The sequence below is a fragment of the Rhizobium sp. TAL182 genome (assembly GCF_002117725.1).
Classification (GTDB): domain Bacteria; phylum Pseudomonadota; class Alphaproteobacteria; order Rhizobiales; family Rhizobiaceae; genus Rhizobium; species Rhizobium esperanzae.
This window is the reverse complement of record NZ_CP021024.1, coordinates 2,344,883-2,370,218: the sequence shown is the minus strand read 5'-3', so window position 1 is coordinate 2,370,218 and position 25,336 is coordinate 2,344,883. Positions and strand designations below refer to the sequence as shown.

Below are 25,336 nucleotides of genomic sequence, written 5' to 3'. Positions count from 1 at the left end.
CGTTCAGATCTTCGTCCTGTCGTGGGTGTGGCTTGGGGCTTGCATCAGCCGCCGACCCAAAATCACCGCATTTCATGTCACGTTTGCGAATCAGGCAGATTCTGCCAGAAAGCACCGCGATACGCGACACCGCCGGATTGGCGGGCTTTGACACATGATTTGCGTTGCCGGGCGCGGAATGGCAAGCGGCGGCAGGCTTCAGGAAACCATCCGCATGCGAATGTCCACAAGTGATTACACCGTTATATCAGCAATTGCGGCGTTTTTGCTGTCCGCAGCCGTTCTTTCCGCCGGCGGGCCGGCGCGGGCGGCCGATGTCCTGCCAGCTTTCAAGGATGATCTGTTCTCGAAGCAGACCGTGCTGCAGACAAGCGACGACGGCGCCTTCGAGGTCATCGATTATGACGAAATGCGCGATATCAATGGCCGCGACCAGATCCCGGAGAAGCGGGCGCAGCAGAAATATGTGTCGCTCGGCATCCGCAAGACCCAAGCGGATGAAACCCTCTCGCTCGACGGCATCAGGCTCGATGTCACCAGGGTGGGACCAGCTCAGAACGCTGCCTTCACGGTGATTTTCATCCACGGCCGCGACGGCGACCGCCGGCTCGGGGCCAACGATTACAGCTTCGGCGGCAATTTCAACCGGCTGAAGAACCTCGTCGCCGGTAATGGCGGCGTCTATTATTCGCCGACAGTCAGGAGTTTCGACAGCAACGGCGTTGCCGCGATCGAAGGCCTCATCCGCCATGCCAGCGCGCAATCGCCCGGCCGGCCCGTGATCCTGTCCTGCGCCTCCATGGGCAGTCAGGTCTGCTGGGGCATCGCGCGTGACGAGGCCAGCGTCAAGCGGTTGAAGGGCATGTTGATCATGAGCGGCGTCACCGATCCGGATTTCACCAGAAGCGCCTTCTACAAGGCGAAGCTGCCGCTTTGGTTCGCGCATGGCAGCCGCGATCCGGTCTATGCCGCCGCCGACCAGCAGGCGCTGTTCGAGAGCCTGCTCAAGGCGAAATATCCGACGCGCTTCACGCTGTTTCAGACCGGTAATCACGGAACGCCGATCCGAATGGTCGACTGGCGCAGGGTCTTGAACTGGATTCTTGCGGCTTAACGGGCGTTTTCCGGCAGAAATATGCTCGGGATCGCAGAGATTCCCGTTACGTCAGGGGCATGATGCTTTTCTTTGGCGCAAGCTTTTGATATGCGGCCAGGGATATGAAGTTTGTGGAAGGCCGGCATGACACCTGACGTGCGCCCGCTGGTGGCGGGAAATTGGAAAATGAACGGCACGCGTGCCTCCCTGGATCAGATCAAAGCGATCGCCGAGGGTGTTCGCCCGCCGCTCGCCGACAAGGTCGAGGCGCTGATCTGCCCGCCGACGACGCTGCTCTACGTGGCAACCGCGCTCTGCACCGACAGTCCGCTGGCGATCGGAGCGCAGGACTGCCACCAGAAGCCGTCGGGCGCGCATACCGGCGACATTTCCGCCGAGATGATCGCCGATAGCTTCGGCACCTACGTGATTGTCGGCCATTCCGAGCGTCGCACCGACCATGCCGAGACGGATCATCTGGTCCGCGCTAAAGCGGAGGCGGCTTTCGCTGCCGAGCTCACTGCGATCATCTGCATTGGCGAGACGGCCGACGAACGCCGCGCCGGGCAGGAGCTCGACGTCATCAAGCGCCAGCTTTCCGCATCGGTTCCCGATGCCGCAACCGCCGAGAACACAGTCATCGCCTACGAGCCGATCTGGGCGATCGGTACCGGCGTGACGCCGACATCGGGCGATGTCGAGAAGGCGCATGCCTTCATGCGGGCGGAGCTCGTGTCCCGCTTCGGCGACGAGGGCCGCAAGATGCGGCTTCTCTACGGCGGCTCTGTCAAGCCCGCCAATGCCGGAGAACTGCTTGGCATCGCTAATGTCGACGGTGCGCTGATCGGTGGGGCGAGCTTGAAAGCCGCCGACTTCCTCGCCATCTACCGGGCCTATGAGGCGCTGCTCGCCTGACGCGTTGTTCATAGCTCGGTTTATTCCGGCGGAAGGGCTTGGAATAGGCGAGAGCCTCATGTAAAGAGCCGCCAGAATTCTTATTTATGTCCGTCTCCAGGCGGGCAGGACTGGACCCATGCAGACAGTATTGATTGTCATCCATCTCATGATCGTGCTCGCCCTCGTCGGCGTCGTGCTCATCCAGCGCTCGGAAGGCGGCGGCCTCGGCATCGGCGGCGGTTCGGGCTTCATGTCGGCCCGCGGCACGGCCAATGCGCTGACCCGCACGACCGCGATCCTTGCGACCTTGTTCTTCCTCACCTCGCTTGGCCTCGGCATACTGACGCGCTACGAGGGCCGTCCGAGCGACATCCTCAACCGCATCCCCGCGACGAGCGGCCAGGGCAACGGCATTCTCGATTCGCTCGGCGGCGGTGCACAGGCTCCGGCGAACCAGCCGGCCGGCAACGGTGTTCCAAGCAGCGGTGCGGCTGTGCCCGCACCACAGGCTCCGGCCGTGCAAGCTCCCGCAGCAGAGGCTCCGGCAGCCACGGCGCCTTCAACGACTGCTCCGGCAGCCACTGCCCCGGCAACGCCCGCAGCTCCGGCCGCGCCGGCGCCGGCTCAGCCTTCCGGCGTCCCGACGGGACAGTAAACCGGACTTCGACATAAACCGCCGGCAGGCCCTCGGGTCTGCCGGTTTTCTTTTGTGCAGATTCCCGCGCCACTCTCCGAAAATTCCGGAAAAGAATTTTTGGGGCTGGCGGAATCGTTTTTGAAAAGGTATCCGGTGAAGCCCATGGCGCGATACGTATTCATCACTGGCGGCGTGGTTTCCTCCCTCGGAAAAGGAATTGCGGCCGCGGCTCTCGGAGCGTTGCTGCAGGCCCGTGGATATAGGGTCCGGCTTCGCAAGCTTGATCCCTATCTGAACGTGGACCCGGGCACGATGAGCCCGACCCAGCACGGCGAGGTCTTCGTCACCGACGACGGCGCGGAAACCGATCTCGATCTCGGCCACTACGAGCGCTTTACGGGGCGTTCGGCGACCAAGACCGACAACATCACCACCGGCCGCATCTACAAGAACATCATCGACAAGGAACGCCGCGGCGACTATCTCGGCGCGACGGTGCAGGTCATCCCGCACGTCACCAACGAGATCAAGGATTTCGTCACCGAGGGCAATCAGGACTACGATTTCGTCATCTGCGAGATCGGCGGCACGGTCGGCGATATCGAAGCAATGCCTTTCATGGAGGCGATCCGCCAGCTCGGCAATGACCTGCCCCGCGGCACCGCCGTCTATGTCCATCTGACGCTGATGCCTTACATCCCGGCGGCCGGCGAGCTGAAGACCAAGCCAACGCAGCATTCGGTCAAGGAACTGCAGGCGCTTGGCATTCACCCCGATATCCTGCTTGTGCGCGCCGACCGCGAAATTCCGGAAGCCGAGCGCCGCAAGCTCTCGCTGTTCTGCAACGTGCGTCCGTCGGCCGTCATCCAGGCGCTCGATGTCGCCAATATCTATGACGTGCCGATGGCTTACCACAAGGAAGGCCTCGACGACGAAGTGCTCGCCGCCTTCGGGATCGAGCCGGCGCCGAAGCCGCGCCTTGACCAGTGGGAAGAGGTCTGCAATCGCATCCGCACACCGGAAGGCGAAGTGACGATCGCGATCGTCGGCAAATATACCGGCCTCAAGGATGCCTATAAATCGCTGATCGAGGCGCTGCATCATGGCGGTATCGCCAATCGCGTCAAGGTCAAGCTCGAGTGGATCGAGTCGGAGGTCTTCGAAAAGGAAGATCCGGCGCCCTATCTCGAAAAGGTGCATGGCATCCTGGTGCCCGGTGGCTTCGGCGAGCGCGGCTCCGAGGGCAAGATCCATGCGGCGCGCTTCGCCCGCGAGCGCAAGGTGCCTTATTTCGGCATCTGCTTCGGCATGCAAATGGCCGTCATCGAGGCGGCGCGCAATCTCGCCGATGTGCCGGACGCGTCGTCGACCGAGTTCGGCCCGGCGAAGGAGCCGGTGGTCGGTCTTATGACTGAATGGGTCAAGGGCAACGAACTGCAGAAGCGGACGGCAGCCGGCGATCTCGGTGGCACCATGCGTCTCGGCGCATACAAGGCGGCGCTGAAGAAGGGCACGAAGATCTCGGATATCTACGGCTCGACGGATATTTCCGAGCGTCATCGCCACCGCTACGAGGTCAATATCGACTACAAGGATCGGCTCGAGAGCTGCGGCCTCGTTTTCTCCGGCATGTCGCCGGATGGCGTGCTGCCGGAGACGATCGAATACCCCGATCATCCGTGGTTCATCGGCGTGCAATATCACCCGGAACTGAAGAGCCGGCCGCTCGACCCGCATCCGCTGTTTGCAAGCTTCATCGAAGCGGCGACCGAACAGAGCCGTCTCGTCTGACGCATGCGGCGCCAGATCGCGCGATTATGCGCGATCTGGCTAATCGGCCATTCCAATTTCAGGCAGCGGCTGGCAACGGCCCGATATAGACCGAACGAGGGCGGATCAGCCGGCCGTCGAGCGCCTGTTCGCGGGCATGCGCCAGCCATCCGACCGTGCGGCCGATCGCAAAGACGCCGGTGAAGGCCTGCCGCGGAAAGCCGAGCGCTTCGAGCAGTAGCGCGGTATAGAATTCGACATTGACGTCGAGCGGCCGGTTCGGCTTGCGCGCTTTCAGGATCGCCAATGCGGCGGCTTCCACCGCCTCGGCGAGTTCGCCGCGGGCGCTGTCGACCTGGCCTGACGCGATCAAAGGCTTCAGCGCGCCTTTAAGCGCATCGGCGCGCGGGTCGCGGACGCGGTAGATGCGGTGGCCGAAGCCCATCAGCCTTTCGCCGCGATCGAGTGCATCGGCAAGCCATGTGCCAGCATTATCAGGCGTTCCCACCGCATCCAGCATATCGAGGACCGGACCGGGCGCGCCGCCATGCAGCGGCCCCTTCAGCGCGCTCAACGCCGCCAGAACCGAAGAGGTGAGGCCGGCCTGCGTCGAGGCGATGACGCGCGATGCGAAGGTCGAGGCGTTGAGGCCATGGTCTGATATCGTCACGAGATAGGTGTCGAGCGCCGCCGTCTGCTCCTGGGTCGGCAATCGTCCGGTCAGCATGCGCAGGATATCGGCCGCGTGCGGCAGCGAGGCATCGGGCGCGATCGGCTTTTGACCGCGCTGCAGCCTGAGAATCGCCGGCAGGAAGACTGCCGGCGCTGCCAGCAGGGCGAGGGCGGTGTCGAAATCCTCACCGTCCGGCTGCCTGGCGATCAGCGCCCGCATCGCATCGACCGGCGGCAGGGCGAGCAAGGCGGCGTCGGCGGCCTGGACATGGAAAAAGGTCCTTGTTCGGGCTTCCGCCAGCCAGTTGCGCACCTGCGCTTCATCGAAGCTCCGTTCCATCAATCCGTCAAGCAGCAGGGCTGCCACGCCCTCATAAGTTCCGCCGGCGACCAGGTGATCCAGCGATACGCCGCGAATGATCAGTCGCCCCGCTTCGCCATCGACATCCGAAAGCTGCGTTTCGGCGGCAATGACATCTTCCAAGCCGTTCTGCATGATGTTTTCTCCTTTACCGCGAGGATGATCCGACCTAGTTTCATTGACGTCAATCTTGACGCAATTGATCAATGTGAGGCCGTGATGCCGTGGCTGACCGCCGAGGAGGCGTTGCAGACGCTGAAGACCAAACCGCAGACGCTCTACGCCAATGTCAGCCGAGGGCGCATCCGCGCGAAGCCCGATCCCGCCGATCCGCGCCGCAGCCTCTATCACGCTGGAGACGTGCGGCGGCTTGCCGATCGCCATGCCGGCCGCCGCAAGGCGGAAACGGTCGCGGCCGAGACGATCCGCTGGGGCGATCCCGTTCTCTCCTCGACAATCTCCACCGTTTCGAGCGGATGCCTTTTCTATCGCGGCCAGGACGCGGCCAATCTTGCCGAGACGGCGACGCTGGAGCAGACGGCGGCATTGCTTTGGAATGGAGTGGAGACGCCTGCCTTCTCGACCGCGACCGCGCATGGCCTTCCATCGCTTCAGGCCGCGTTCCTGGCGCTTGCCGGGCGGGTGACATCGGACCTGCCGTCGCTTGGCCGCTCGCCAGCGGCACTCCGGCGCGAGGCGCATGGGATTCTTGCAACGATCGCGGATGCGCTGGCGCCCGGCGCTTCGGAGCGGCCGCTGCATCTCAGGCTCGCGGCAAGCTGGCAGCGGCCGGAGGCCGGCGATTGCCTGCGTCGCGCGCTGGTGCTGCTTGCCGATCATGAACTCAACGCCTCGGCCTTTGCGGCACGAGTCACCGCGTCATCGGGTGCGGCGCTATCGGCCGCCGTGCTTTCCGGTCTGGCGACGCTGACGGGACCGCTGCATGGCGCCGCCTGGCAGAGCGTCGATGCGTTGATCGAGGCGGCTTGCGCCCTCGGCCCGGCGCAGGCGATCCGCCGCACCCTTGCACAGGGCAATCGCTTATCCGCCTTCGGTCACCCGCTCTATCCGGACGGCGATATCCGGGCGCTGGCGCTGCTTTCGCAATTTTCACTGCCGCCTGAGTTCGCCGAGGTCAGGGACAGGGGCGAGGGGATCGTCGGAGAAAAGGTCAATATCGATTTCGCACTTGCCGCGATGACGGCGGCCTTCGATCTGCCGAGAGAGGCGCCGATCGTCATTTTTTCGCTTGCACGCTGCACCGGCTGGCTTGCGCATGCGATGGAGCAGATTGAAAGCGGCGAATTGATCCGGCCACGGGCACGGTATACCGGACCGGTGCCCGATATGAAGAGCAGCACTTGAGGATGCGCGGCCTGCTATTTTCGCCTATGGAAATGTCCGAATTCGGCTATCATGCCTCGCATGGAAGAAGACGGTTGGCGGGTGCTTTCGCAGAAGCAGTTCCGCACGGTCACGGGGGCTTTCCATGAATATGACGTTTCTCAAGCTGTTTGCCGCCGCGCTCGTTGCCGGCCTCATTCCGCATGACGCGGCGCTCGCGCAACCTGCGGGCTGCGCGATCTCGCGCGATGCCGGCGCCCGCCAGACGCTCAGTTGCCCTGGTGGCGTCAAGGTGACGGCGGAGGCCGGCGCGTCTTTCCAACTCTCCGACCGCAACCGTGACGGCAGTCCCGATTCGGCCTCGGTGCGGCGCAAGGCCATTCTCGTCGATGTCGACGGCAGTCAGCATGCCGGTGGTTTCCAGGTGGTGACACCGCAGGCGATCGCTGCCGTGCGCGGCACACAATGGGCTGTCGACGTCGCAGGCGGCAAGACCTCGGTCTTCGTCGTCAGAGGCAGCGTGGCCGTCCGCCGGCCAGCCGGCGAGCCGGTGGTGCTGTCACCAGGCGAGGGCGTCGATGTTAGCAGCGGAACCGAGCCGCTGGTCGTGCGCCGCTGGCCCGCACCGCGTGTCGCCGCCCTTCTCGCCCGGCTCGGCCAATAAATGCCATGAATCATCGCCTGCTGACCGTGATCGCGCTACTGCTCGCCGGTCTTTGGGGCGCGACGCTCGGCTATCTCAATCTCAATGGCGGGATAGGCCTTCTCGATCGGATGGAGGCCTCGCTCGCCGACATTCGCAGCATCGTCGTCGGAGCGAAGGCGCCGCCTCCCGTCGTCTCGATCGTCGCGATCGACGACCGTACGGCGGCGGCCCACGGCTATCCCCTTGACCGGGCGACACTGGCGCGCCTCATCAATGCGATCAACGCTTTGAAGCCGAAGGCTCTGGCTCTCGACATCCTGCTCGTCGATCCGGGACCGGAGGAGGGCGATGCGGCGGTGACCGCTGCCCTTGGAGCGGGACCGAGCGTGATTGCTGCGGCGGCTACCTTTGCGCAGAGCCGGCAGCGGGTTACCGAGTTGGCGGACGATCCGCTTGCCGCCATCCCTGAGGCAGATCAGCTTCTCTTGCCGCTTCCCCGCTTTGCCGGCGCGGCCGCGGTCGGTGTCGTCAATGTCGCTACCGACCAGACCGGCACGCCGCGTTTCATTCCACTGATTTCGCGCGCCGCAGACCGGCTGGATCCGGCTTTTCCGCTGCGCGCCGCCTCGGTGGCGCTCGGTGTCGATCCCAGCATCGAACGCGATGCGATCATGCTCGGAGCATTGCGCATTCCGACGGATATCGGCCAGCGCCTGCCGGTGACCTTTTATGGCCGGCGCGGCAGCATCGCCACGTCAAGCGCCGCCGACGCGCTTGACGGCAAGTTGGCGGCGGACGCGATCACCGGCCGCATCGTCGTCATCGGCTCGACCGTCACCGGCGGCGGCGACGTCTTCCCGACGCCGTTCGATCCCGTCATGCCGGGCGTCGAGGTGATGTCGACCGCGATTACGCATCTCGTCACCGGCGACGGCATGGTGCGCGACCACAGGATCAGGCTGATCGATGCCGCCATCGCCGTCGGGCTGGCGATCATGCTGGTTTCGCTGACCGCCTGGCGGCGAAGTGCTGCGGGCTATGCCATCATCGTGCTGGCGCTGGTCGTCTGGGCAATGCTCAATCTGGCGGCGTTTGCGCATGGCTATTGGCTGAGTGCCGCCCTGCCGATCGCCGCAGCATTGCCGCCGGCGCTGATTTTCGGCGCAGCCGAGCTCTGGCTCGACCGTGGCCGCGCCCGCCATTTCGCCGAACAAAGCGCGCTGCTGCAGCGTATCGAGGCGCCCGGCCTTGGAGAATGGCTGGCGCGCCATCCGAATTTCCTTGCCGCCCCGGTTCGCCAGAACGCTGCCGTCGTCTTCATCGATCTCTCGGGCTTCACCGGCCTCAGCGAAACCCTCGGGCCGGTTAAGGTGAGCGAGGTGCTAAGCGGTTTCTTCGAAATCATCGATGAGGAGGCGCACGCCCACGGCGGCGCCATCACCAGCTTCATGGGCGACGGGGCGATGATCCTGTTTGGCCTGCCGGAGCCGACCAACGACGATGCCGCCCAGGCCATCGCCTGCGCGGTCAGGCTCTGCGAGCGCACCCGCGCCTGGCTTCGAACGCAGGGGAGCTTTGCCGGGAAAAAAATCGGCTTCAAGGTTGGCGCCCATTGCGGGCCGATCGTAGCCTCGCGGCTCGGCACCGGGGACAGGCAGCAGATCACGGCAGCGGGCGATACGGTGAACGTCGGGAGCCGCCTGATGGAGGTCGCCGCCCGCCATGGCGTCGAGCTGGCGCTCAGCGCCGAAATCGTCGGCGCCGCAGGCCCGGACAGCGTGCTCCTCAAATCAGGCCGGATCGAAGGGCCACTGGAAACGGAACTGCGCGGCCGGGCCAGCCACATCGACGCCTGGCTGTGGCGCAGCCGCACGCTTTGACAATCGCTGCGGGAGCGGCTAGGAACGGCGCAAATATCCCGCCGGCTGGCTCCGGCCATGGCGCATTTCGCGCCTGACAGCTCCGAAAGATCGAACTCATGACAGAATTCAACGGCGTCGTTCCGGCGATCGCCAAGGCGTTGCAGAAGCGCGGTTACGCCGAACTTACCCCGGTGCAGCAGGCGATGCTCGATCCGGCGCTTGCCGCTTCGGACGCGCTGGTCTCGGCCCAGACCGGGTCCGGCAAGACTGTCGCCTTCGGCCTGGCGCTGGCGCCGACACTGCTCGAAGGCAGCGAGCGCTTCGGTGCTGCCGGCGCCCCGCTTGCCCTCGTCATCGCGCCGACGCGGGAGCTTGCCCTGCAGGTAAAGCGTGAACTCGAATGGCTCTATGAGATGACCGGCGCGGTGATCGCCAGCTGCGTCGGCGGCATGGACATCCGGAGCGAGCGCCGGTCGCTTGAGCGCGGCGCCCATATCGTCGTCGGCACGCCCGGACGGCTCTGCGACCATATCCGCCGCCACGCACTCGACATGTCGGAGCTGAAGGCCGCGGTGCTCGACGAGGCCGACGAGATGCTCGACCTCGGCTTCCGCGAGGACCTGGAATTCATCCTCGATTCGGCGCCGGACGAGCGGCGGACGCTGATGTTTTCGGCGACCGTGCCGGCGGCAATCGCCAAGCTTGCCAAGAGCTATCAGCGCGACGCCGTGCGCATCAGCACCGCGGCCGAGGAAAAACAGCATGTCGATATCGAATATCGCGCGCTTGTCGTCGCCCCGAGCGACCGCGAGAACGCGATCATCAACGTGTTGCGTTATTACGAAGCGACCAACGCCATTGTCTTCTGCTCGACGCGCGCCGCCGTCAATCACCTGACCGCACGCTTCAACAACCGCAATTTCTCCGTGGTGGCGCTGTCCGGTGAGCTGACGCAGAACGAGCGCAGCCACGCGCTGCAGGCGATGCGAGACGGCCGCGCCCGCGTCTGCATCGCAACCGACGTCGCTGCCCGCGGCATCGATCTGCCGGGCCTTGATCTCGTCATCCACGCCGATCTGCCGACCAATCCGGAAACGCTGCTGCATCGCAGCGGCCGCACCGGCCGGGCCGGCCGCAAGGGCATCAGCGCCATGATCGTGCCGCTGAGTGCACGGCGCAAGGCCGAGCGTTTGCTGGAGAATGCCGGCATTTCGGCAGCCTGGGCGCGGCCGCCGTCGGCCGAGGAGGTGAACGAGCGCGACGACGAGCGGCTGCTCGCCGACCCGATCTTCCACGACGCGCCTCAGGAGGAAGAACAGAAGCTGGTGCAGCAGCTTCTCGCGAGCCACGGCGCCGACAAGCTCGCAGCCGCTTTCCTGCGTCTCTACCGCACCAATCATTCAGCGCCGGAAGATCTGATCGAGGTTACCGTTCAGGACGATCGCGGCCGTAAGCGCCGCGACAATGCCGCCCCTTTCGAGCCGGCGCAAAAGGGACCGCGCGAAGATTTCGGCCCCAGCGTTTGGTTCTCCGTCTCGGTCGGGCGCAAACAGAACGCCGAGCCGCGCTGGCTGATCCCGATGCTCTGCCGCAACGGCAACGTGACGAAGCGCGAGATCGGCGCGATCAAGATGCAGCCCGAGGAAACATATGTGGAGATCGCGGCAGCGAGCGCCGAGAGCTTCCTGAATGCGATCGGACCGAACAAGGCGCTCGAACGCGGCATCCGCGTGACGAGGCTTGCCGGCACGCCGGAGTTCAGCCGCGCACCGTCGCCGAAACCCTATGCCGGCAAGGCGTCCCGTGACGAACGGCCGGGCGAGGCATTCCGCGACGAGCGGCCGAAGAAAAAGTTCGGCAAGGGTTCGAGCGGCGGTTATGCCGCAGCCGACAATGGCGGCGGGGAACGGCGCGACGCCAAGCCCTGGAGCAAGAAGACGACCAAGCCCGGCTACGATGGCGCGAAATCCGACAAGCCCAGATATGAAAAGCCGAAATCTGAAGGCGGCAAGCATGAGGGCAAAGGCGGCGCTGGGCCGAAAGGCAAATTCTCGAAGAAGAAGTCCGGCTGATTTTTGATCGCCGCGTGACTTCTTGACCGACAGGATCAGACGACGATGAAACGCTCCGGAACGCCGCGTCCCGATCCGGCCGCCTTCATCACGGCCAATCTGCCGATCTCACCGGTCCCCTCAATCCCCGAGATCCTGCTCCACACCGCCGGGCCTGCGAGCGGGCTCTGGCGGCTTGCCGGCCGTCGAGAAGCCGACGCGCCTCCTTACTGGGCCTATCCCTGGGCCGGCGGCGTGGTGCTTGCCCGCCATCTGCTTGACCGGCCGGAAATCGTTGCCGGCCGACGCGTCCTCGATCTCGGCGCCGGCTCCGGGCTGGTCGCCATCGCAGCAGCGAAGGCCGGAGCAGCAATGGTAACAGCGGTCGATGTCGATGCCAATGCGATTGCAGCGATCGGTCTCAACGCGGCGATCAACGACGTGACCATCTCGGCAGTCGCCGCCGATATCCTCGATACGCCGCCGCCGGAAGCGACTGATCTCATTGGGGTCGGAGATCTTTTCTATGATCCCTCGCTTGCCCTGCGGGTGATGGCTTTCTTGCGGCTTTGCCGGGCAAGCCGCATCGAGGTGCTGGTCGGCGATCCCGAGCGGGCCTATTTGCCGGATCGAGAACTCAAACGAATTTTGACACAGGATGTTGCGGACTTCGGCGAGGCTGCCAGCGGTGGCGCGGTGCAAGCGGGCGTTTTTTCGCTCTCCTGATCGAGAAGGGGCGAGACTATACGAGAAGATCCGGCCGCAGCAGCATGACCGGGCAGGGCGCTCCGGCCGGCAGCTCCGGGGCATGCGGCGGGCGGATAATGAGGCAGTCGGCTTGCGCAAACACCTTCATCATCGAGGAATCCTGCTTGCCGAAGGGTTCGGCCAGCCAGTTTCTGGTCGTGGATTTCGCAAGCCTCGCCCTGATATAGTCCTGCCGGTGATCATTGGCGCGCAACGTGACGGCCGCCTCGACTACTGTCTCGCGTTGCACTGGGGGCAGGGAGGCGAGCTTGCGGATCAGGGGCTCGAGGAACAGCAGCGAACAGACGAGGCTCGAGACCGGATTGCCGGGCAGGCCGAGCACATGGGTTTGGCCGAAGCTGCCGACCATCAGCGGTTTGCCGGGGCGCATGGCGATGCGCCAGAAATCGAGCTGCATGCGGGCCTCGATCAAGGTGGCCTGCACCAGATCATGGTCGCCGACGGACGCGCCACCGAGCGTCACGATGACGTCGGCCTTCGCATCCCGTGCCTTGTCGACCGCCGCGATGATTTTCGTCTTGTCGTCCGGCACGATGCCGAGATCAATGACATCGGCGCCGGCTCTGCGGGCAAGGGCTGCGATACCGAACGTATTGGAGGCGATGATCTGCGAAGGGCCGGGTTGGCTTCCGGGCGGCAGCAACTCGTCGCCGGTTGCGAGGATGGCAATCAGCGGGCGCTTGAGAACCTCGATATCGGGCCGGTTCATGCCGGCGGCGACCGTCAGCCGGGAGAAATCGAGCACGGTGCCGGCAGGCAGCACCGCTTCGCCTTCGGCGAAATCTTGGCCGCGGGGGCGCACATGCTGGCTCTGCCGCACCGGGAACCTGGTTCTGATGCCGCCATCGATCTTTTCCGCATCCTCCTGCAGCAGGACGCTGTCGGCGCCTGGCGGAACAGGCGCGCCGGTGAAGATACGCACGGCCTCTCCCTGGCCGACGCTTCCTTCGAAGCCGTGGCCGGCGGATGACGTGCCGATGACCTTCAACACGGCGCCCGGCTCCGGCGCGTCTTCCCTGCGCAATGCGTAGCCGTCCATGGCCGAGGCATTGAAGGGCGGCTGGGTCAGGCGCGCCGTGAGATCAACCGCCAGAACGCGGCCTTCAGCCTCGGCAAGCGGCAGCGTGTCGGACGCCGCGACGGGCTTTGCGCGGGAGAGCAGGCGGTCCAAGGCGTCGGCGACCGGCAGAAGGTTCATCTTGCCTCCGGATGACGGAAGTCGCCTGACTTGCCGCCGGACTTTTCGAGCAGCCTGATGGCGCTAATCTCCATCGCCTTATCGGCGGCCTTGGCCATGTCATAGATCGTCAGGCAGGCGACCGAGACGGCGGTCAGCGCCTCCATCTCGACACCGGTCTTGCCGGTCAGCTTGGCGGTGGCGGTGACGCGCAGGCCGGGCAGGGCGGCATCTTCCTCAATCTCGACGGTGACCTTGGTCAGCATCAGCGGATGGCAGAGCGGGATGAGATCGGCGGTGCGTTTTGCCGCCATGATCCCGGCCAAGCGCGCCGTGCCGATGACATCGCCCTTCTTGGCATTGCCCTGACGGATGAGCGCAAGGGTCTCCGGCGCCATCTTCACATGACCCTCGGCGGTGGCAATGCGCACCGTCTCGGCTTTGTCGGAGACATCGACCATATGCGCCTCGCCGGAGGCATCGATATGGGTGAGGCCGGGCTTTGCGCCGCTCATGTCATTCGGCCGCGATGGCGGCTTCGCCAAAGAGCAGCGCGCGGGTGGCGGCGGCCACGTCGTCCTTGCGCATCAGGCTCTCGCCGACAAGGAAGGTATTGATGCCGACGGCCTGCAGGCGCTGGCAATCGGCATGGGTGAAGATGCCGCTTTCGCCGACGAGGAGCCGGCCCGCCGGAACCATGGAGGCAAGTGTCTCGCTGACCGTCAGGCTGACCTCGAAGGTCCGAAGGTTGCGGTTGTTGATGCCGATAAGCGGCGAGGAGAGTTTCAACGCCCGCTCCATTTCCGGCGCGTCGTGAACCTCGACCAGCACATCCATGCCGAGCGAAAAAGCTTCGTCCTGCAGACGCTCCGCATCGTCATCGCTCAGCGACGCCATGATCAGCAGAACGCAATCGGCACCCCAGGCGCGCGCCTCGTGGACCTGATAGGTCTCGAACATGAAATCCTTGCGCAGGGCGGGCAGGGCGCAGACGGCCCGCGCCGCTGTCAGAAATTCCGGCGCGCCCTGAAAACTCGGCGTGTCGGTCAGCACGGAAAGGCATGCCGCGCCACCGGCTTCATAGGCCTTTGCCAGCGCCGGCGGATCGAAATCCGGACGGATCAGCCCCTTGGACGGGCTTGCCTTTTTGATCTCGGCGATCAGACCGAAATGGCCAGCCTCCAGCTTGGAAACGAGCGCCTTGTAAAAGCCGCGCGGGGCGGACTGGCCGGCCTGCATCGCCTTCAAATCGGCAAGCGATACCGTCGCCTTGGCGGCGGCGATTTCCTCGCGCTTATAGCGTTCGATCTTCTTCAGGATATCGGTCATCGGCCAATCCTAATCGATATCGTTGGAAACGGCGACGAGTTTGTCGAGGGCGAGGGCCGTGGCGCCGCTATCCAGCGAATGCGCGGCCAGCGCCATGCCGTCGCGGATCGTTTCCGCCTTGCCTGCGATGACGAGCGAGGCGGCCGCGTTGGCGAGCGAGACGTCGCGATAGGCATTCCTGGCGCCGCCGAGCACTTCGCGAAGCGCTGCGGCATTGGCGACGCCGTCACCGCCCTTAATATTAGCGAGCATGCAGGGGCTGACGCCGAAATCGGCGGGCGACAGCTCGAAAGTACGGATCTTGCCGTCTTCGAGCGCGGCCACCTTGGTGATGCCGGTCGTGGTGATTTCGTCGAGGCCATCACCATGGACGACCCAGACGCATTCGGAACCGAGATCGCGCATGACTTCGGCAAGCGGCACCAGCCATTGCGGCGAGAAGACGCCGAGCAACTGGCGACGGACGCCGGCCGGATTGGAGAGCGGCCCGAGCAGGTTGAAGATGGTGCGTGTGCCGAGTTCGACCCGGGAGGGGCCGACATGGCGCATGGCGGAATGATGCAGCTGCGCGAACATGAAGCCAACCCCGGCTTCGGCGATGCAGCGCGTGATGACCTCGGGACCGACATCGATATTGACTCCGAGAGCCGCCAGATTGTCCGCAGCACCCGATTTCGAGCTCAGCGCCCGGTTGCCGTGTTTGGCGACGGGAACACCGGCGCCGGCGACGATCAGCGCTGCCAGCGTCGAAATATTATAGGTGCCGCTGGCGTCGCCGCCGGTGCCGACGATGTCGATCGCATCGGCCGGCGCCTCGACGGTCAGCATTTTCGACCGCATGGTGGTGACGGCACCGACGATCTCGTCGACGGTTTCGCCGCGCACGCGCAGCGCCATCAGGAAGCCACCGATCTGCGAGGGCGTTGCCTGGCCCGACATCAGGATGTCGAAGGCATCGCGGGCCTCGTCACGCGTCAGCGGCTCGCGGCTTGCGGCCTTGGCCAGGAACGGCTTCAGATCGGTCATAAAACCTCCTAGCGGGTCGTTGCCTGTTCGGCGAGCGTCTGGTTGATCGAAGCCCCATACTGCGTCTGCAGCAGGTTGACCATCTGGTCGAGGATATCATCGCCGGCGGCATTGGCCATGGCGGTGAGCTGGGCGTCGCGGTTGTTCAGCACGTCGCCGGTCGGCTGGCTGTTGACCTCGGTGACCTTCATCAGGATCTGCGTCGAGGGATCGGCACCGACCGCGCTCGCAACCGTATCGACCGGGCCGGAGAAGGCGGCCTTGACGGCGGCGCGTCCGAGAACCGGATCATCGGTGGAGCGGGTGATACCGCTCTTGCTTTCGACGGCAATGCCGAGCGGCGCTGCAATGTCCGCAAGGGCAGTGCCCTTTTGCGCCTCAGCCTTCAATTCCTCGGCCTTCTTGGCGAGTTCGGCCTTCTGCTGCTCTGCTGTCCAGTCCTCGACGGCTTTCTCGCGCACCTCCGCGATCGGGCGGTCCCGGTCCGGCGTGATTTCGCGGACGTTGAACCAGACATAGCCGTCATTGCCGATCGGAAGCGGCGAGGCATCGACGCCGACCTCGGTCTTGAAGGCTTCGCCGAGCAGCTGCTGCTTGGCGGGAAGATCCTTGACCTCTTTGCCGTCCTTGTCGGCGCCAGTCGCATCGACGGCGTCGACGGTCACCGCCTTGAGCTTCAGCTGACCGGCGATATCCTCGAGCGTGGAGCCGCCGGCACGCATATCCTCGATACGGTCATGAACGTTGATCACTTCCTGAGAAGCGTTGGAAAGCGCCAGCTGCTTGCGGATGTCTTCCTTCACCTCGTCGAAATTCTTGACCGTTTCCGGCTTGATGTTGGTGATGCGCAGGATGACCGGGCCGAACGAGCCGTCGACGACAGGCGTCGTGCCGCCATCCTTCGACACCGCAAAGGCGGCATCGGCGACGGCCTGGTCGGGAACCTTGTCCTTGGTGAACTCGCCGAGCAGCACGTCGCTTGCCGTCTTGCCCTGGTCGGTGACCAGCTGGTCGAAGCTGGTGCCGCCCTTCAGCGCCGTTTCGGCGGCGGTGGCGAGATCCTTGCTGGTGAAGGTCAGCTGTTCGATCGTCCGGCTTTCCGGCGTGCGATAGCTATCCTTGCCCTTTTCGAAAGCTTCGCGGATCTGGTCGTCGGTAACGGTCGCGGCATCGGCGATATCGGCCGGCTGCAGCTTGAGATAGATGAGCTTGCGGTATTCCGGTGCGCGGTAGCGCTGCTTGACGCCTTCGAACCAGCTCGCCAGCACGTCGTCGGCGGGGGCCTTGATCGGCTCGATATTGGCGTTGGTCAGCAAGAGGTAGTCGATGCTGCGGCTTTCATCGCCATAGAGCTTCAGTGCATCGATCAGCGTCTTCGGCGCGGTAAAGCCGTTGGAAACGGCATCGACGATCTGGCTGCGAACGGCGACCTTGCTGCGCTCCTTGATGTAATCGTCCTGGCGGATGCCGGCATTGCGCAGGCGCGAAACGAACAGCTCGCGATCGAACTGGCCATTGACAGCCTTGAAAGCCGGATCGTCGCCAATGAGCTGGGCGAGACGATCCTCGGACAGTCCGAGGTTCATATCTTCGGCGAGCTGGTCGAGTGAGGCGCCGGCAACAAGCTGCGACAGCACCTGCTGCTCGACTCCGAAGGCGCGGGCCTGCTCGGGCGTGAGGCGCATGCCGAACTGCTGGCCGATACTTGCCACCTGACGCTGATAGGCAAGGTGGAATTCGTTGACCCCTACCTTCTGATCACCGACGGTCACGACCGTGGTGCTGCTGCCGCCCGATATCAGCTCACGCGATATGCCCCAGATGCCGAAGGAGGCCACCAGGAGAAGCAGGAGCAGCTTGGCAACCCAGGTCTGAGCAGCTCTTCTCAGAAGATGGAACATGGAAACGCAAACCTCGCAGTATTTATTGACCCGCGCACGGGCAGACATTCGACGTTCCTTAAAACAAAGCCGACAGGAAATGAAGGGTTTGTCACGCGAAAAGCTGCGCATGGCCGCGAGGGCGACGCAAGGCGTTGATGGTGAACAAAAGATCGGCTCGCGGCGGAACCTTTCAGGCCGCCATTTCGTTGAAGCGGCATCCCATGAAACAGGAGCAGACCATGGCAGAAATGAAAACCGCTTCCGCCGAATCCACCGCTGCGCGCGTCAAGGCGGATATTGCAGCAGACGATCTGTCGGCGCAGGTTACAGCACTCCGTGAAGATCTCTCCAGATTGACGGACAGTGTGCGGGCGCTGGGGCAGGGGGCAAAGTCGGTGGTTACGGACGAAGCTTCGCTGATGACGGAACGGCTGCGCGACAAGGTTCGCGATGAACCGATCATGGCGCTCGCGGTAACGGCAGGCATAGCCTATCTTTTCGGCCTGCTGAGCCGCCGCTGAACATGGAATTCGGGACAGAAAAAGCCGGACGCAAGGCGCGCCCGGCTTCTAGTCATGTCAGCCAGTTATGCCCGGACAATCAGCGGCGGATGGCGCGGCCGATGAAGATCAGAATGCAGGCACCGATGAAGCCTGTGATCAGGTAACCAAGCCACCCCGCCAACGGCTGGATGTGCAACAGACCCAAAATCCAGTTGGCGACGATAGCGCCGACGATGCCGAGCAATATGTTCATGAGCACGCCCATATTGCTGCTCATGACCTTTTCTGCCAGCCATCCGGCGATGCCGCCGATGATGATGGCCGCAATCCAACCCACGCCTGCGTTTTCCATGGTGATCCCTCTTGGTGCAACGACTCGCAAGAATGCACGAAACCAAAGAAAGTTCCACTCCTGGAGGAACTTAAGCGCTCACGGATGCAGCAGGGTGACCGGCGTCTCGAGCAAGTAAGCGATGAGCTGGAACAGCAGGCCGGCAATGGCAAGAATTGCGAAGCCGAAAGGCATGATCAGGCTTTTGCTAAACATTCTTTCCTCTCCCATTTTAAGTAAAGCATAAGCCGAAGTGCGTGTTACGCAAGGTTATTACTAATAATTGGTTAAGTGCGATATTTAAGTAAAATGATAAATTTCAGGGGTGCAGTCGCGACAATCCCGGAGATATGAGGACTAAATACACGGATGACTGGCATCCACCTCACTTCCCGCCAACAATTCTACAATTCGGAGAGTTTTAACTGGAGTAATTCGTTTCTTGACGAACAGGGAGCGGCCGGATGCACCAATTCGGCGCAAGTGCTGAATTATGTTCGGCCGCCGGCGGATTGATTTTGGCTCGGACTGCGTCATTTTTCCGGGGGTTCGTTCAATCAGGGAAAACCTCGATGCCAAAAGCTGCAATCGCCATCGCCTGCTGCCTCTGCCTGCTTACGCTCTCCGGCTGCGGCAATACCGCATACGGGCTGAAGAAGGATGGACAGGAGGCGAGCCACGCAATGGATAATGCGACCCATCGGGTGCTTTCGGCCGGCGCCAAGAAGTAATGGCGACTGCCGGCGACACGCGGCAAATCTTGCAAAAAAAAAAGCCCGCCTGGGGTGAGGCGGGTTTAGCACAACAGAGAGAATGGACGGACGAAAACCGTCCCGACTGATACAGCATTTCCTTAAAGGCGTCGCCGTACGTCATTCGACGTAACCGCGACCGAAAGGTTCCGGCAGCGGCGTCAGAATCGGGTCAGAAGTTGCCCCAATTCTGAGCGCGGGCACGGGCGCGAATAATCCGGTATTCGCGACCGCCATAGAGCGAACCGATGGTCAGCAGAAGCGTCAGTACGTCCCAGATGATATGCATGTTATCCTCTTAGGTTGGACGGCTCTGCCGTCGATCGGTGAAGGTACAATAGCAATCTTTCGAACCTGCTTATATGACAAGAAATCGGGATGAGCCGGGAAAGGGGCAGGGCGCTTGCGGCGTCTGATAAGACGCGCGGCGCTGTAGGAGCAGCAACGTGAACAAATCAGCCGGCGTCAGCCCATGACGATTTTCTCCGTCCGACACATTACCTCCTATCGTTACCGCCGAGATGTCGATTTCGGCGAGCATCGCCTGATGTTCCGACCGCGCGACAGTTTCGACCAGCGGCTGATCGAGGCGTCGCTGACGACCTATCCGGAGCAAAGCCATGTGCGCTGGATCCACGATGTTTTCGGCAATTGCGTGGCGCTGGTCGATTTTTTGCGGCCGTCGGCGGAGCTTCGTTTCGAAACCTGGATCACGCTCGATCACACACCTCAACTCGCTCCCGATATCCGCATCGACGAGGCGGCGCTGTCCTATCCCTTCTCTTACGACAAGGACGAAGTCGCCGATCTCGCGCCGGCGATGCAGCGCCACTATCCCGATCCAGGCGATGAGGTCGGCCGCTGGGCGCGGCGGTTCGTGCGTGTGGGCCACCCGACTGAGACCGGGCACCTGCTGATGACGATGTGTTATGCCATTCGCGAAAGCTTCGTTTATGCGCGGCGCCAGGAACACGGGACGCAGTTGCCGATCGAAACCTTGCAGCTTCGCTCCGGCACCTGCCGGGATTTCGCACTTCTGATGATGGAGGCGGCCCGCACGCTCGGTCTGGCCGCCCGGTTCGTCAGCGGTTATGTCTATGTCCCCGACCGGGACGGCTCCACCGTGCTCGGCGGCGGCTCAACACATGCCTGGTGCCAGGTCTATCTTCCCGGTGCGGGCTGGGCTGAGTTCGATCCGACCAACGGCATCGTCGGCAATCGCGATCTCATCCGCGTGGCCGTTGCCCGCGACCCGCGCCAGGCAATTCCCCTGAGCGGCAGCTATGACGGCGATGGCTCGGATTTCGACAGCATGACGGTGCAGGTCAACGTGACCACGCGGCAGCCATGGATCAAAGAGGGGTAGCGGTCGATTGCCAGCCGGGGATGCCGGATCGGCGCCGAACGACAGCCACGGTCGGCGGAACCGGGCAGCCCGACCGACGTTCCATACTCACCTCCACCCATGTTGGGAGAGGGCGAGGAAACCGCAATGAAGATACGCGCCGGATTTCATCTTGGCTATGAATGCATCCAGCCGACGCCGATGCTGCTGGTCCTCAATGTTCATCCCTCCCGTCGCGCCGATCTTCTCAGCGAGCAGGTCCTGACATTCGACCGGCGGATCGAAGCGTGGGAATATACCGACGGCTTCGGCAATGCCTGCAGCCGGATCGTCGCTCCGCCGGGGCTGACGACGATTTCCACCGAGTTCGAGATCTATGACACCGGGCAGGCCGACATCGTTCCCGTCCAGGCGGTGCAGCACGCAATCAAGGATCTGCCCGACGAGGTGCTCGTCTTCCTGCTCGGCAGCCGTTACTGCGACACAGACAGGCTTTCGGATTTCGCCTGGGCGACCTTCTCATCAACGCCGCTCGGCTGGGCGCGCGTGCAGGCGATCTGCGATTTCGTGCATGACCACATCACCTTCGATTATCAGAAGGCCGACGTTCTCAGAACCGCACACGGCGGCTTCACCGATAAGAGCGGCGTCTGCCGCGACTTCGCCCATCTCGCCATCGCGCTTTGTCGATGCATGAATATTCCTGCCAGATACTGCACCGGTTATCTCGGCGATATCGGCGTTTCGGCCGATCCGAATCCAATGGATTTCAGTGCCTGGTTCGAGGTCTTTCTCGGCGGGCACTGGCATACGGTCGATGCCCGCCACAACACCCCGCGTATCGGCAGAATTCTGATGGCAACAGGGCGAGATGCCACCGACGTCGCGATGTCGACGGCTTTCGGCCCGGCGACGCTTTCCCGCTTCGAAGTGATCACCGAGGAAGTGCCGTAAGTTGCAGCCACGGACCCATAGGCCGCCGCAGGCAGATCCTATGCCTTCTTCAGGAACTCCGTTTTCAGGACTAGGCCTTTGACCTGCTTGGTGTTGCACTCGATCTCGCCGGGATTGTCGGTCAGACGAATGCCTTTGACCAAGGTCCCACGCTTCAGCGTCTCCGAGGTGCCCTTGACCTTGAGGTCTTTGATCAACGTCACGGAATCGCCGTCGTGAAGCTGAGCTCCGTTGCTGTCCTTTACAATAATGTCTTCGGCCATGATGTCCTCGCTTGATGATCCGAGAGGGGAAATCACGACAACAGGGGAGAGTCAATCACCAGCCCGTCCCGTCCGATTCTCGTTCTCCTGCCCCCGATCCGCGGCTGAACAGACCTCACGAACACAGCTGCGCAGCCAGCGATGCGCGGGATCGGCATCCATCCTCGGGTGCCAAAGCAAAGAAACCGTGAGCTCCGGCGTCGGAACGGGAAGGGGGAAACTGTGCATTCCCGACCGCAAGGCTGCGGTGTGCCGTTCAGGAACGCTGGCGACCAGGTCCGAGGCGCGGGCGAGCGCCAGCGCTGTGGAAAAGCCGCTGACGACGGTGGCGACCTGCCGTTCCAGCCCGAGCGCATTCAGAGCGTCATCGATCGCTCCTTTGTCGAACCCGCGCCGCGAGACGGCGATATGGCCGCCGGCCGCATAACGGGAGGGCGTGATCTCATCGCGGCAAAGCGGGTGGCCGGTGCGCACGACGCCGATAAAACGGTCGCGAAACAAGGCCTGCGCCCGCACCTCCGGTCCCATCGTCTCGCCGACGACACCGGTTTCCAGATCGACGCTTCCGTCACGCAACGGCGCGCTGTCCTTGTCCGGTTTCTGCATGAAGCGCAGCCGCACGCCAGGGGCTTGCTTGCCGAGGCGAGCGATGAGACCGGGGCCGAAGCTCTCGGCAAAACCTTCGCTGGCGCGCAGCGTGAATGTTCGGACGAGCTTGCCGAGATCAAGCGCTTCGCCAGGACGCAGAACCGCCCGAGCATCCTCGACGATGCGGCCGACCCGCTCGCGCAGCTCGAGCGCCCGGGGTGTCGGAACCAGGCCGCGGCCAGCGCGCACCAGCAGCGGATCGCCCGTGGCCTCGCGCAATCGCGCCAGCGCTCGGCTCATGGCCGACGGGCTGAGCCGCAGCCTCTCGGCCGCACGGGCGACGCTGCCTTCGGCGAGCAAGACATCAAGGGTGACAAGCAGGTTGAGGTCAGGAGTCGACATGCATGCGGTATAACACAGTTTCGCAGTGATGTGGCGCCAGACGCATGAATGAAGTGCAAATGCTGCGCGTTCCGCCATGCCAGTTGCGGGACTAGAGTTCGATGGCTCCCTTTCCAGGAGCGTGAACATGGAGGTCCTGTTGAACCCGATCATCGCAGAACAGGGCGAGGCAGTCGTCGAACGCCCCTATTCCGTCCGCTGGGCGCTCGCCAGCCTTTGCCTCTCGATGCTGCTGCCATCGCTCGGCACCAGCATCGCCAATATTGGTCTGCCGGCCCTGGCGCAGGCATTCGGCGGCTCCTTCCAGGAGGTGCAGTGGATCGTGCTGGCTTATCTTCTTGCCATCACCACCTTGATCGTCAGCGTCGGGCGACTTGGCGACATGACCGGCCGCAGACGGCTTCTGCTCATCGGCATCCTGCTCTTTACGCTGGCCTCCGTTCTCTGCGGGTTTGCGCCCGCGCTCTGGCTGATGATCGCCGCGCGGGCGCTGCAGGGTCTCGGCGCCGCCATCATGATGGCCCTCACCATGGCTTTTGTCGGCGAAACGGTGCCGAAGGCGAGGACGGGCAGCGCCATGGGGCTGCTCGCAACCATGTCGGCGATCGGCACCGCTCTCGGCCCGTCGCTCGGCGGGGTTCTGATTGCCGGGTTCGGCTGGCCGGCGATCTTTCTCATCAACGTGCCGCTCGGCATCGTTGCCTTCACTCTCGCCTATTGTTTTCTGCCTGCCGACGTCAACATGGGGAAGACGGAGCGCGCCGGTTTCGACATGGCAGGCACGTTGCTGCTTGCCCTGGCCCTTTCGGCCTATGCGCTGGCGATGACGACCGGGCGGGGCAGCTTTGGATTGCTGAATCTCTCCCTGCTGGCGGCTGCTTTTTTCGGGGCCGGCCTCTTCGTCTTCGCCGAGACGAAAGCCGCTTCACCGCTGATCCGGCTGGCGGTGTTCTGCAATCCGGTGCTGAGCGCAAGCCTGGTCATGAACGCGCTCATCTCGACGGTGATGATGGCGACGCTGGTGGTCGGCCCGTTTTATCTCTCCCGTGCACTCGCGCTCACCGAGGCCACCGTTGGCGCCGTCATGTCGATTGGCCCCGTCATCTCCATCCTTGCTGGAGTCCCGGCCGGCCGCCTCGTCGATCGTCTGGACACGCCATTCGTGATCGCCGCAGGCCTCGTCGCCATGGCGGCCGGCGCCATCGCTCTTGCCGTACTTCCCGGAATGGCCGGCTACATCGCCGCAATCGCCATCCTGACGCCAGGCTATCAGCTGTTCCAGGCGGCCAACAACACCGCCGTCATGGCGGATGTCGGTCCCGACCAGCGCGGCGTCATCTCGGGAGCGCTGAACCTGTCGCGCAATCTCGGCCTGATTACCGGCGCCTCCATCATGGGTGCGGTATTCGCGCGAGCGTCGGGAGCGTCGGGAGCGTCGGATGTCGCCGTGGCGGGCCCCGAGGCCATTCACTCGGGGATGCAGATCACCTTTGCTGTCGCAGCCATGTTGATTGCTGCGGCACTCGCCATCGCCGCCGTGACTTACCGCCGCGGCCGCTGAAGCAGAGCGCGGTCGAGACTGAGACCAAGGTCCGATCCGACCCGGACTTCATGCCGATACCAAACCCTCGGTCGCTGCAATAGGTTTTCGCGGTGGAACGAATTTGCGGAGTTTAGCGGTGACCAAAATCTTCGTTGTGGGGATGATACTGACGCCGGTTATTTTCTGGGGTTCCATCGGCGCGCTGATATATTCGATGTTGTCGTGAACGGATGTTTACTGACCGAGCTTGCTGATCAACTCGGGAGCTGAGCCCTTGTTCATCGGCTCGGAACAAGCCCGTCAAGCAGGAAGTCCAGGCCTTTCCTGAAAACGCCGTCCCAGTCATTGTCCAACAGCAGACGGGCACGCTCGATCGTCGGGTATTCTGCGCTGAGATGAGCAAGGCGCTGCTGCCCGGCGAACATGTCTTCGTCCGAAAGGTCGAAGTTCGCACGAGTGATGGTCGCGCCCATCACATAGTTCCAGAGGGACCATATCGCGCCGTTCAAATCCGCCTCCTCGACACCGGCTCTGGATAAGACCCTGCCCAGCAACTCCAGACGACCGAGGACGTTGGGGCCGAGCGCGCGGCGCGGCAGCAGCGATGCCGACCAGGGATGGCGCAGCATGCTGGCGCGCCAGTCTTCAAGCATATGAAAGAGTGCCTGACGCCAATCCGGCGATTCGATCATTTGCGACAGTCCGCGATATTCGAGCACCGAGTCGAGCGCGAGATCAAAAACCTCCTCTTTGTTGGCGACGTGCCAATAGAGGCTCATCGCGCCCGAGCCGAGGCGATCGGCCAGCCGACGCATCTTCAATCCCTCGACGCCTTCGGCGTCCAGCAGTTCAACCGCGGTCGCTACGATCCGTTCGAGCGAAAGAGGCGGTTCCTCTACGGAGGAGGCCGGGGCAGCTTTCCGGTGAGGCCGTTTATCCTGAGTGCCGTCGCGTTTGGCTGCCATGTGTCTTTCCTAAAAAGATCGGGACATCGATTTAAGCCGGCGCAGCGACGGATGTCGATCCTCGCAGTTGACTCGTACAATGTACGATGCGATAGAGTCGTACATTGTACGATTCACTCTGTTGCCGAAGAGTTAAAAGCGCAATCCAGCAGGCGGCGAGGATCGTTCCTC

At 63.3% G+C, this 25,336-nt stretch carries 24 protein-coding genes; 14 read left to right on the top strand and 10 right to left on the bottom strand.

What is annotated here, in order from left to right:
• Positions 1-214: 214 nt before the first annotated feature.
• The 4 genes from Tal182_RS11875 (at position 215) to Tal182_RS11860 (ending at position 4,421) form a co-directional block, all read left to right on the top strand.
• On the top strand, positions 215-1,114 hold the full coding sequence (locus tag Tal182_RS11875) for a phospholipase (RefSeq protein ID WP_085860917.1): 900 nt from the start codon (positions 215-217) through the stop codon (positions 1,112-1,114).
• Positions 1,115-1,240: 126 nt separating this feature from the next.
• The gene (gene tpiA / locus Tal182_RS11870; protein WP_020921334.1) at positions 1,241-2,011 is read left to right on the top strand and encodes a triose-phosphate isomerase; all 771 of its coding nucleotides are present in this window, start codon (positions 1,241-1,243) and stop codon (positions 2,009-2,011) included.
• A gap of 118 nt (positions 2,012-2,129) precedes the next feature.
• Positions 2,130-2,648: a preprotein translocase subunit SecG gene (gene secG / locus Tal182_RS11865; RefSeq protein ID WP_085859550.1), complete on the top strand. Its 519-nt coding sequence runs from the start codon at positions 2,130-2,132 to the stop codon at positions 2,646-2,648.
• 144 nt (positions 2,649-2,792) lie between these two features.
• On the top strand, positions 2,793-4,421 hold the full coding sequence (locus Tal182_RS11860) for a CTP synthase (RefSeq protein WP_064806148.1): 1,629 nt from the start codon (positions 2,793-2,795) through the stop codon (positions 4,419-4,421).
• Positions 4,422-4,479: 58 nt separating this feature from the next.
• Here Tal182_RS11860 and Tal182_RS11855 read toward each other — a convergent pair whose 3' ends face one another.
• Positions 4,480-5,568, bottom strand: coding sequence for a citrate synthase/methylcitrate synthase (locus Tal182_RS11855; protein ID WP_085859549.1), 1,089 nt, complete (start codon positions 5,566-5,568; stop codon positions 4,480-4,482).
• An 84-nt stretch (positions 5,569-5,652) separates the two neighbouring features.
• On the opposite strand from Tal182_RS11855, the gene Tal182_RS11850 reads away from it, so the two are divergent.
• From Tal182_RS11850 to Tal182_RS11830, 5 genes are all read left to right on the top strand, one after another.
• Positions 5,653-6,798: a citrate synthase gene (locus Tal182_RS11850; protein ID WP_085859548.1), complete on the top strand. Its 1,146-nt coding sequence runs from the start codon at positions 5,653-5,655 to the stop codon at positions 6,796-6,798.
• A gap of 124 nt (positions 6,799-6,922) precedes the next feature.
• Positions 6,923-7,441: a FecR domain-containing protein gene (locus tag Tal182_RS11845; protein ID WP_085859547.1), complete on the top strand. Its 519-nt coding sequence runs from the start codon at positions 6,923-6,925 to the stop codon at positions 7,439-7,441.
• A 5-nt stretch (positions 7,442-7,446) separates the two neighbouring features.
• Positions 7,447-9,303: an adenylate/guanylate cyclase domain-containing protein gene (locus tag Tal182_RS11840; protein ID WP_085859546.1), complete on the top strand. Its 1,857-nt coding sequence runs from the start codon at positions 7,447-7,449 to the stop codon at positions 9,301-9,303.
• A gap of 98 nt (positions 9,304-9,401) precedes the next feature.
• On the top strand, positions 9,402-11,357 hold the full coding sequence (locus Tal182_RS11835) for a DEAD/DEAH box helicase (protein WP_085859545.1): 1,956 nt from the start codon (positions 9,402-9,404) through the stop codon (positions 11,355-11,357).
• Between the two features lie 45 nt (positions 11,358-11,402).
• Positions 11,403-12,062 carry a 50S ribosomal protein L11 methyltransferase gene (locus tag Tal182_RS11830; RefSeq protein WP_085859544.1) on the top strand — a complete coding sequence of 220 codons (660 nt, stop codon included), beginning with the start codon at positions 11,403-11,405 and terminating at the stop codon, positions 12,060-12,062.
• A gap of 16 nt (positions 12,063-12,078) precedes the next feature.
• Here Tal182_RS11830 and glp read toward each other — a convergent pair whose 3' ends face one another.
• Genes glp through Tal182_RS11805 form a run of 5 tightly spaced genes read right to left on the bottom strand, consistent with a single transcriptional unit; the run spans position 12,079 to position 17,537 of the window.
• Positions 12,079-13,302, bottom strand: a complete 1,224-nt coding sequence (gene glp / locus Tal182_RS11825) for a gephyrin-like molybdotransferase Glp (RefSeq protein ID WP_085859543.1) — start codon at positions 13,300-13,302, stop codon at positions 12,079-12,081.
• Positions 13,299-13,796: a cyclic pyranopterin monophosphate synthase MoaC gene (moaC, locus tag Tal182_RS11820; RefSeq protein ID WP_064810423.1), complete on the bottom strand. Its 498-nt coding sequence runs from the start codon at positions 13,794-13,796 to the stop codon at positions 13,299-13,301. Before moaC ends, glp begins: the two co-directional genes overlap by 4 nt.
• A gap of 1 nt (position 13,797) precedes the next feature.
• Positions 13,798-14,610 (bottom strand): indole-3-glycerol phosphate synthase TrpC, encoded by an 813-nt coding sequence (gene trpC / locus Tal182_RS11815; protein ID WP_085859542.1) that lies wholly within the window; start codon positions 14,608-14,610, stop codon positions 13,798-13,800.
• A 9-nt stretch (positions 14,611-14,619) separates the two neighbouring features.
• Positions 14,620-15,636, bottom strand: coding sequence for an anthranilate phosphoribosyltransferase (gene trpD, locus Tal182_RS11810; protein WP_085859541.1), 1,017 nt, complete (start codon positions 15,634-15,636; stop codon positions 14,620-14,622).
• Positions 15,637-15,644: 8 nt separating this feature from the next.
• Positions 15,645-17,537, bottom strand: coding sequence for a peptidylprolyl isomerase (locus Tal182_RS11805; RefSeq protein WP_085860916.1), 1,893 nt, complete (start codon positions 17,535-17,537; stop codon positions 15,645-15,647).
• Between the two features lie 221 nt (positions 17,538-17,758).
• Between Tal182_RS11805 and Tal182_RS11800 the strand changes: the two genes are divergently transcribed.
• Positions 17,759-18,040, top strand: a complete 282-nt coding sequence (locus Tal182_RS11800; protein WP_085860915.1) for a hypothetical protein — start codon at positions 17,759-17,761, stop codon at positions 18,038-18,040.
• A 79-nt stretch (positions 18,041-18,119) separates the two neighbouring features.
• On the opposite strand, the gene Tal182_RS11795 is transcribed toward Tal182_RS11800, so the two are convergent.
• Positions 18,120-18,374: a GlsB/YeaQ/YmgE family stress response membrane protein gene (locus Tal182_RS11795; protein ID WP_064802691.1), complete on the bottom strand. Its 255-nt coding sequence runs from the start codon at positions 18,372-18,374 to the stop codon at positions 18,120-18,122.
• 551 nt (positions 18,375-18,925) lie between these two features.
• Here Tal182_RS11795 and Tal182_RS11790 point away from each other — a divergent pair.
• The 3 genes from Tal182_RS11790 to Tal182_RS11780 all read left to right on the top strand — a co-directional run bounded on the left by Tal182_RS11790 (position 18,926) and on the right by Tal182_RS11780 (position 21,404).
• Positions 18,926-19,084 (top strand): hypothetical protein, encoded by a 159-nt coding sequence (locus Tal182_RS11790; protein WP_064802689.1) that lies wholly within the window; start codon positions 18,926-18,928, stop codon positions 19,082-19,084.
• 493 nt (positions 19,085-19,577) lie between these two features.
• Complete coding sequence (locus Tal182_RS11785; protein ID WP_085859540.1) at positions 19,578-20,471, top strand: transglutaminase family protein; 894 nt, start codon at positions 19,578-19,580, stop codon at positions 20,469-20,471.
• A gap of 126 nt (positions 20,472-20,597) precedes the next feature.
• A complete protein-coding gene (locus Tal182_RS11780; RefSeq protein WP_085859539.1) occupies positions 20,598-21,404 on the top strand; it encodes a transglutaminase family protein in 807 nt (268 codons plus the stop codon).
• Between the two features lie 38 nt (positions 21,405-21,442).
• On the opposite strand, the gene Tal182_RS11775 is transcribed toward Tal182_RS11780, so the two are convergent.
• Together Tal182_RS11775 and Tal182_RS11770 are read right to left on the bottom strand one after the other, a co-directional pair.
• The gene (locus tag Tal182_RS11775; RefSeq protein ID WP_064802683.1) at positions 21,443-21,667 is read right to left on the bottom strand and encodes an alkylphosphonate utilization protein; all 225 of its coding nucleotides are present in this window, start codon (positions 21,665-21,667) and stop codon (positions 21,443-21,445) included.
• 51 nt (positions 21,668-21,718) lie between these two features.
• On the bottom strand, positions 21,719-22,657 hold the full coding sequence (locus tag Tal182_RS11770; protein WP_085860914.1) for a LysR family transcriptional regulator: 939 nt from the start codon (positions 22,655-22,657) through the stop codon (positions 21,719-21,721).
• Between the two features lie 127 nt (positions 22,658-22,784).
• On the opposite strand from Tal182_RS11770, the gene Tal182_RS11765 reads away from it, so the two are divergent.
• Positions 22,785-24,218 carry an MFS transporter gene (locus Tal182_RS11765; RefSeq protein WP_085859538.1) on the top strand — a complete coding sequence of 478 codons (1,434 nt, stop codon included), beginning with the start codon at positions 22,785-22,787 and terminating at the stop codon, positions 24,216-24,218.
• Positions 24,219-24,478: 260 nt separating this feature from the next.
• Here the strand turns inward: Tal182_RS11765 and Tal182_RS11760 are convergent, their stop codons facing one another.
• Positions 24,479-25,165, bottom strand: a complete 687-nt coding sequence (locus Tal182_RS11760; protein ID WP_085859537.1) for a TetR/AcrR family transcriptional regulator C-terminal domain-containing protein — start codon at positions 25,163-25,165, stop codon at positions 24,479-24,481.
• Positions 25,166-25,336: the final 171 nt, after the last annotated feature.

What these genes read in the sequence shown, in the direction of transcription:
- Tal182_RS11875 (WP_085860917.1), top strand. Translation starts at nt 215, where the DNA reads ATGCGAATGTCCACAAGTGATTACACCGTTATATCAGCAATTGCGGCG.
- tpiA (WP_020921334.1), top strand. Translation starts at nt 1,241, where the DNA reads ATGACACCTGACGTGCGCCCGCTGGTGGCGGGAAATTGGAAAATGAAC.
- secG (WP_085859550.1), top strand. Translation starts at nt 2,130, where the DNA reads ATGCAGACAGTATTGATTGTCATCCATCTCATGATCGTGCTCGCCCTC.
- Tal182_RS11860 (WP_064806148.1), top strand. Translation starts at nt 2,793, where the DNA reads ATGGCGCGATACGTATTCATCACTGGCGGCGTGGTTTCCTCCCTCGGA.
- Tal182_RS11855 (WP_085859549.1), bottom strand. Translation starts at nt 5,568, where the DNA reads ATGCAGAACGGCTTGGAAGATGTCATTGCCGCCGAAACGCAGCTTTCG.
- Tal182_RS11850 (WP_085859548.1), top strand. Translation starts at nt 5,653, where the DNA reads ATGCCGTGGCTGACCGCCGAGGAGGCGTTGCAGACGCTGAAGACCAAA.
- Tal182_RS11845 (WP_085859547.1), top strand. Translation starts at nt 6,923, where the DNA reads ATGAATATGACGTTTCTCAAGCTGTTTGCCGCCGCGCTCGTTGCCGGC.
- Tal182_RS11840 (WP_085859546.1), top strand. Translation starts at nt 7,447, where the DNA reads ATGAATCATCGCCTGCTGACCGTGATCGCGCTACTGCTCGCCGGTCTT.
- Tal182_RS11835 (WP_085859545.1), top strand. Translation starts at nt 9,402, where the DNA reads ATGACAGAATTCAACGGCGTCGTTCCGGCGATCGCCAAGGCGTTGCAG.
- Tal182_RS11830 (WP_085859544.1), top strand. Translation starts at nt 11,403, where the DNA reads ATGAAACGCTCCGGAACGCCGCGTCCCGATCCGGCCGCCTTCATCACG.
- glp (WP_085859543.1), bottom strand. Translation starts at nt 13,302, where the DNA reads ATGAACCTTCTGCCGGTCGCCGACGCCTTGGACCGCCTGCTCTCCCGC.
- moaC (WP_064810423.1), bottom strand. Translation starts at nt 13,796, where the DNA reads ATGAGCGGCGCAAAGCCCGGCCTCACCCATATCGATGCCTCCGGCGAG.
- trpC (WP_085859542.1), bottom strand. Translation starts at nt 14,610, where the DNA reads ATGACCGATATCCTGAAGAAGATCGAACGCTATAAGCGCGAGGAAATC.
- trpD (WP_085859541.1), bottom strand. Translation starts at nt 15,636, where the DNA reads ATGACCGATCTGAAGCCGTTCCTGGCCAAGGCCGCAAGCCGCGAGCCG.
- Tal182_RS11805 (WP_085860916.1), bottom strand. Translation starts at nt 17,537, where the DNA reads ATGTTCCATCTTCTGAGAAGAGCTGCTCAGACCTGGGTTGCCAAGCTG.
- Tal182_RS11800 (WP_085860915.1), top strand. Translation starts at nt 17,759, where the DNA reads ATGGCAGAAATGAAAACCGCTTCCGCCGAATCCACCGCTGCGCGCGTC.
- Tal182_RS11795 (WP_064802691.1), bottom strand. Translation starts at nt 18,374, where the DNA reads ATGGAAAACGCAGGCGTGGGTTGGATTGCGGCCATCATCATCGGCGGC.
- Tal182_RS11790 (WP_064802689.1), top strand. Translation starts at nt 18,926, where the DNA reads ATGCCAAAAGCTGCAATCGCCATCGCCTGCTGCCTCTGCCTGCTTACG.
- Tal182_RS11785 (WP_085859540.1), top strand. Translation starts at nt 19,578, where the DNA reads ATGACGATTTTCTCCGTCCGACACATTACCTCCTATCGTTACCGCCGA.
- Tal182_RS11780 (WP_085859539.1), top strand. Translation starts at nt 20,598, where the DNA reads ATGAAGATACGCGCCGGATTTCATCTTGGCTATGAATGCATCCAGCCG.
- Tal182_RS11775 (WP_064802683.1), bottom strand. Translation starts at nt 21,667, where the DNA reads ATGGCCGAAGACATTATTGTAAAGGACAGCAACGGAGCTCAGCTTCAC.
- Tal182_RS11770 (WP_085860914.1), bottom strand. Translation starts at nt 22,657, where the DNA reads ATGTCGACTCCTGACCTCAACCTGCTTGTCACCCTTGATGTCTTGCTC.
- Tal182_RS11765 (WP_085859538.1), top strand. Translation starts at nt 22,785, where the DNA reads ATGGAGGTCCTGTTGAACCCGATCATCGCAGAACAGGGCGAGGCAGTC.
- Tal182_RS11760 (WP_085859537.1), bottom strand. Translation starts at nt 25,165, where the DNA reads ATGGCAGCCAAACGCGACGGCACTCAGGATAAACGGCCTCACCGGAAA.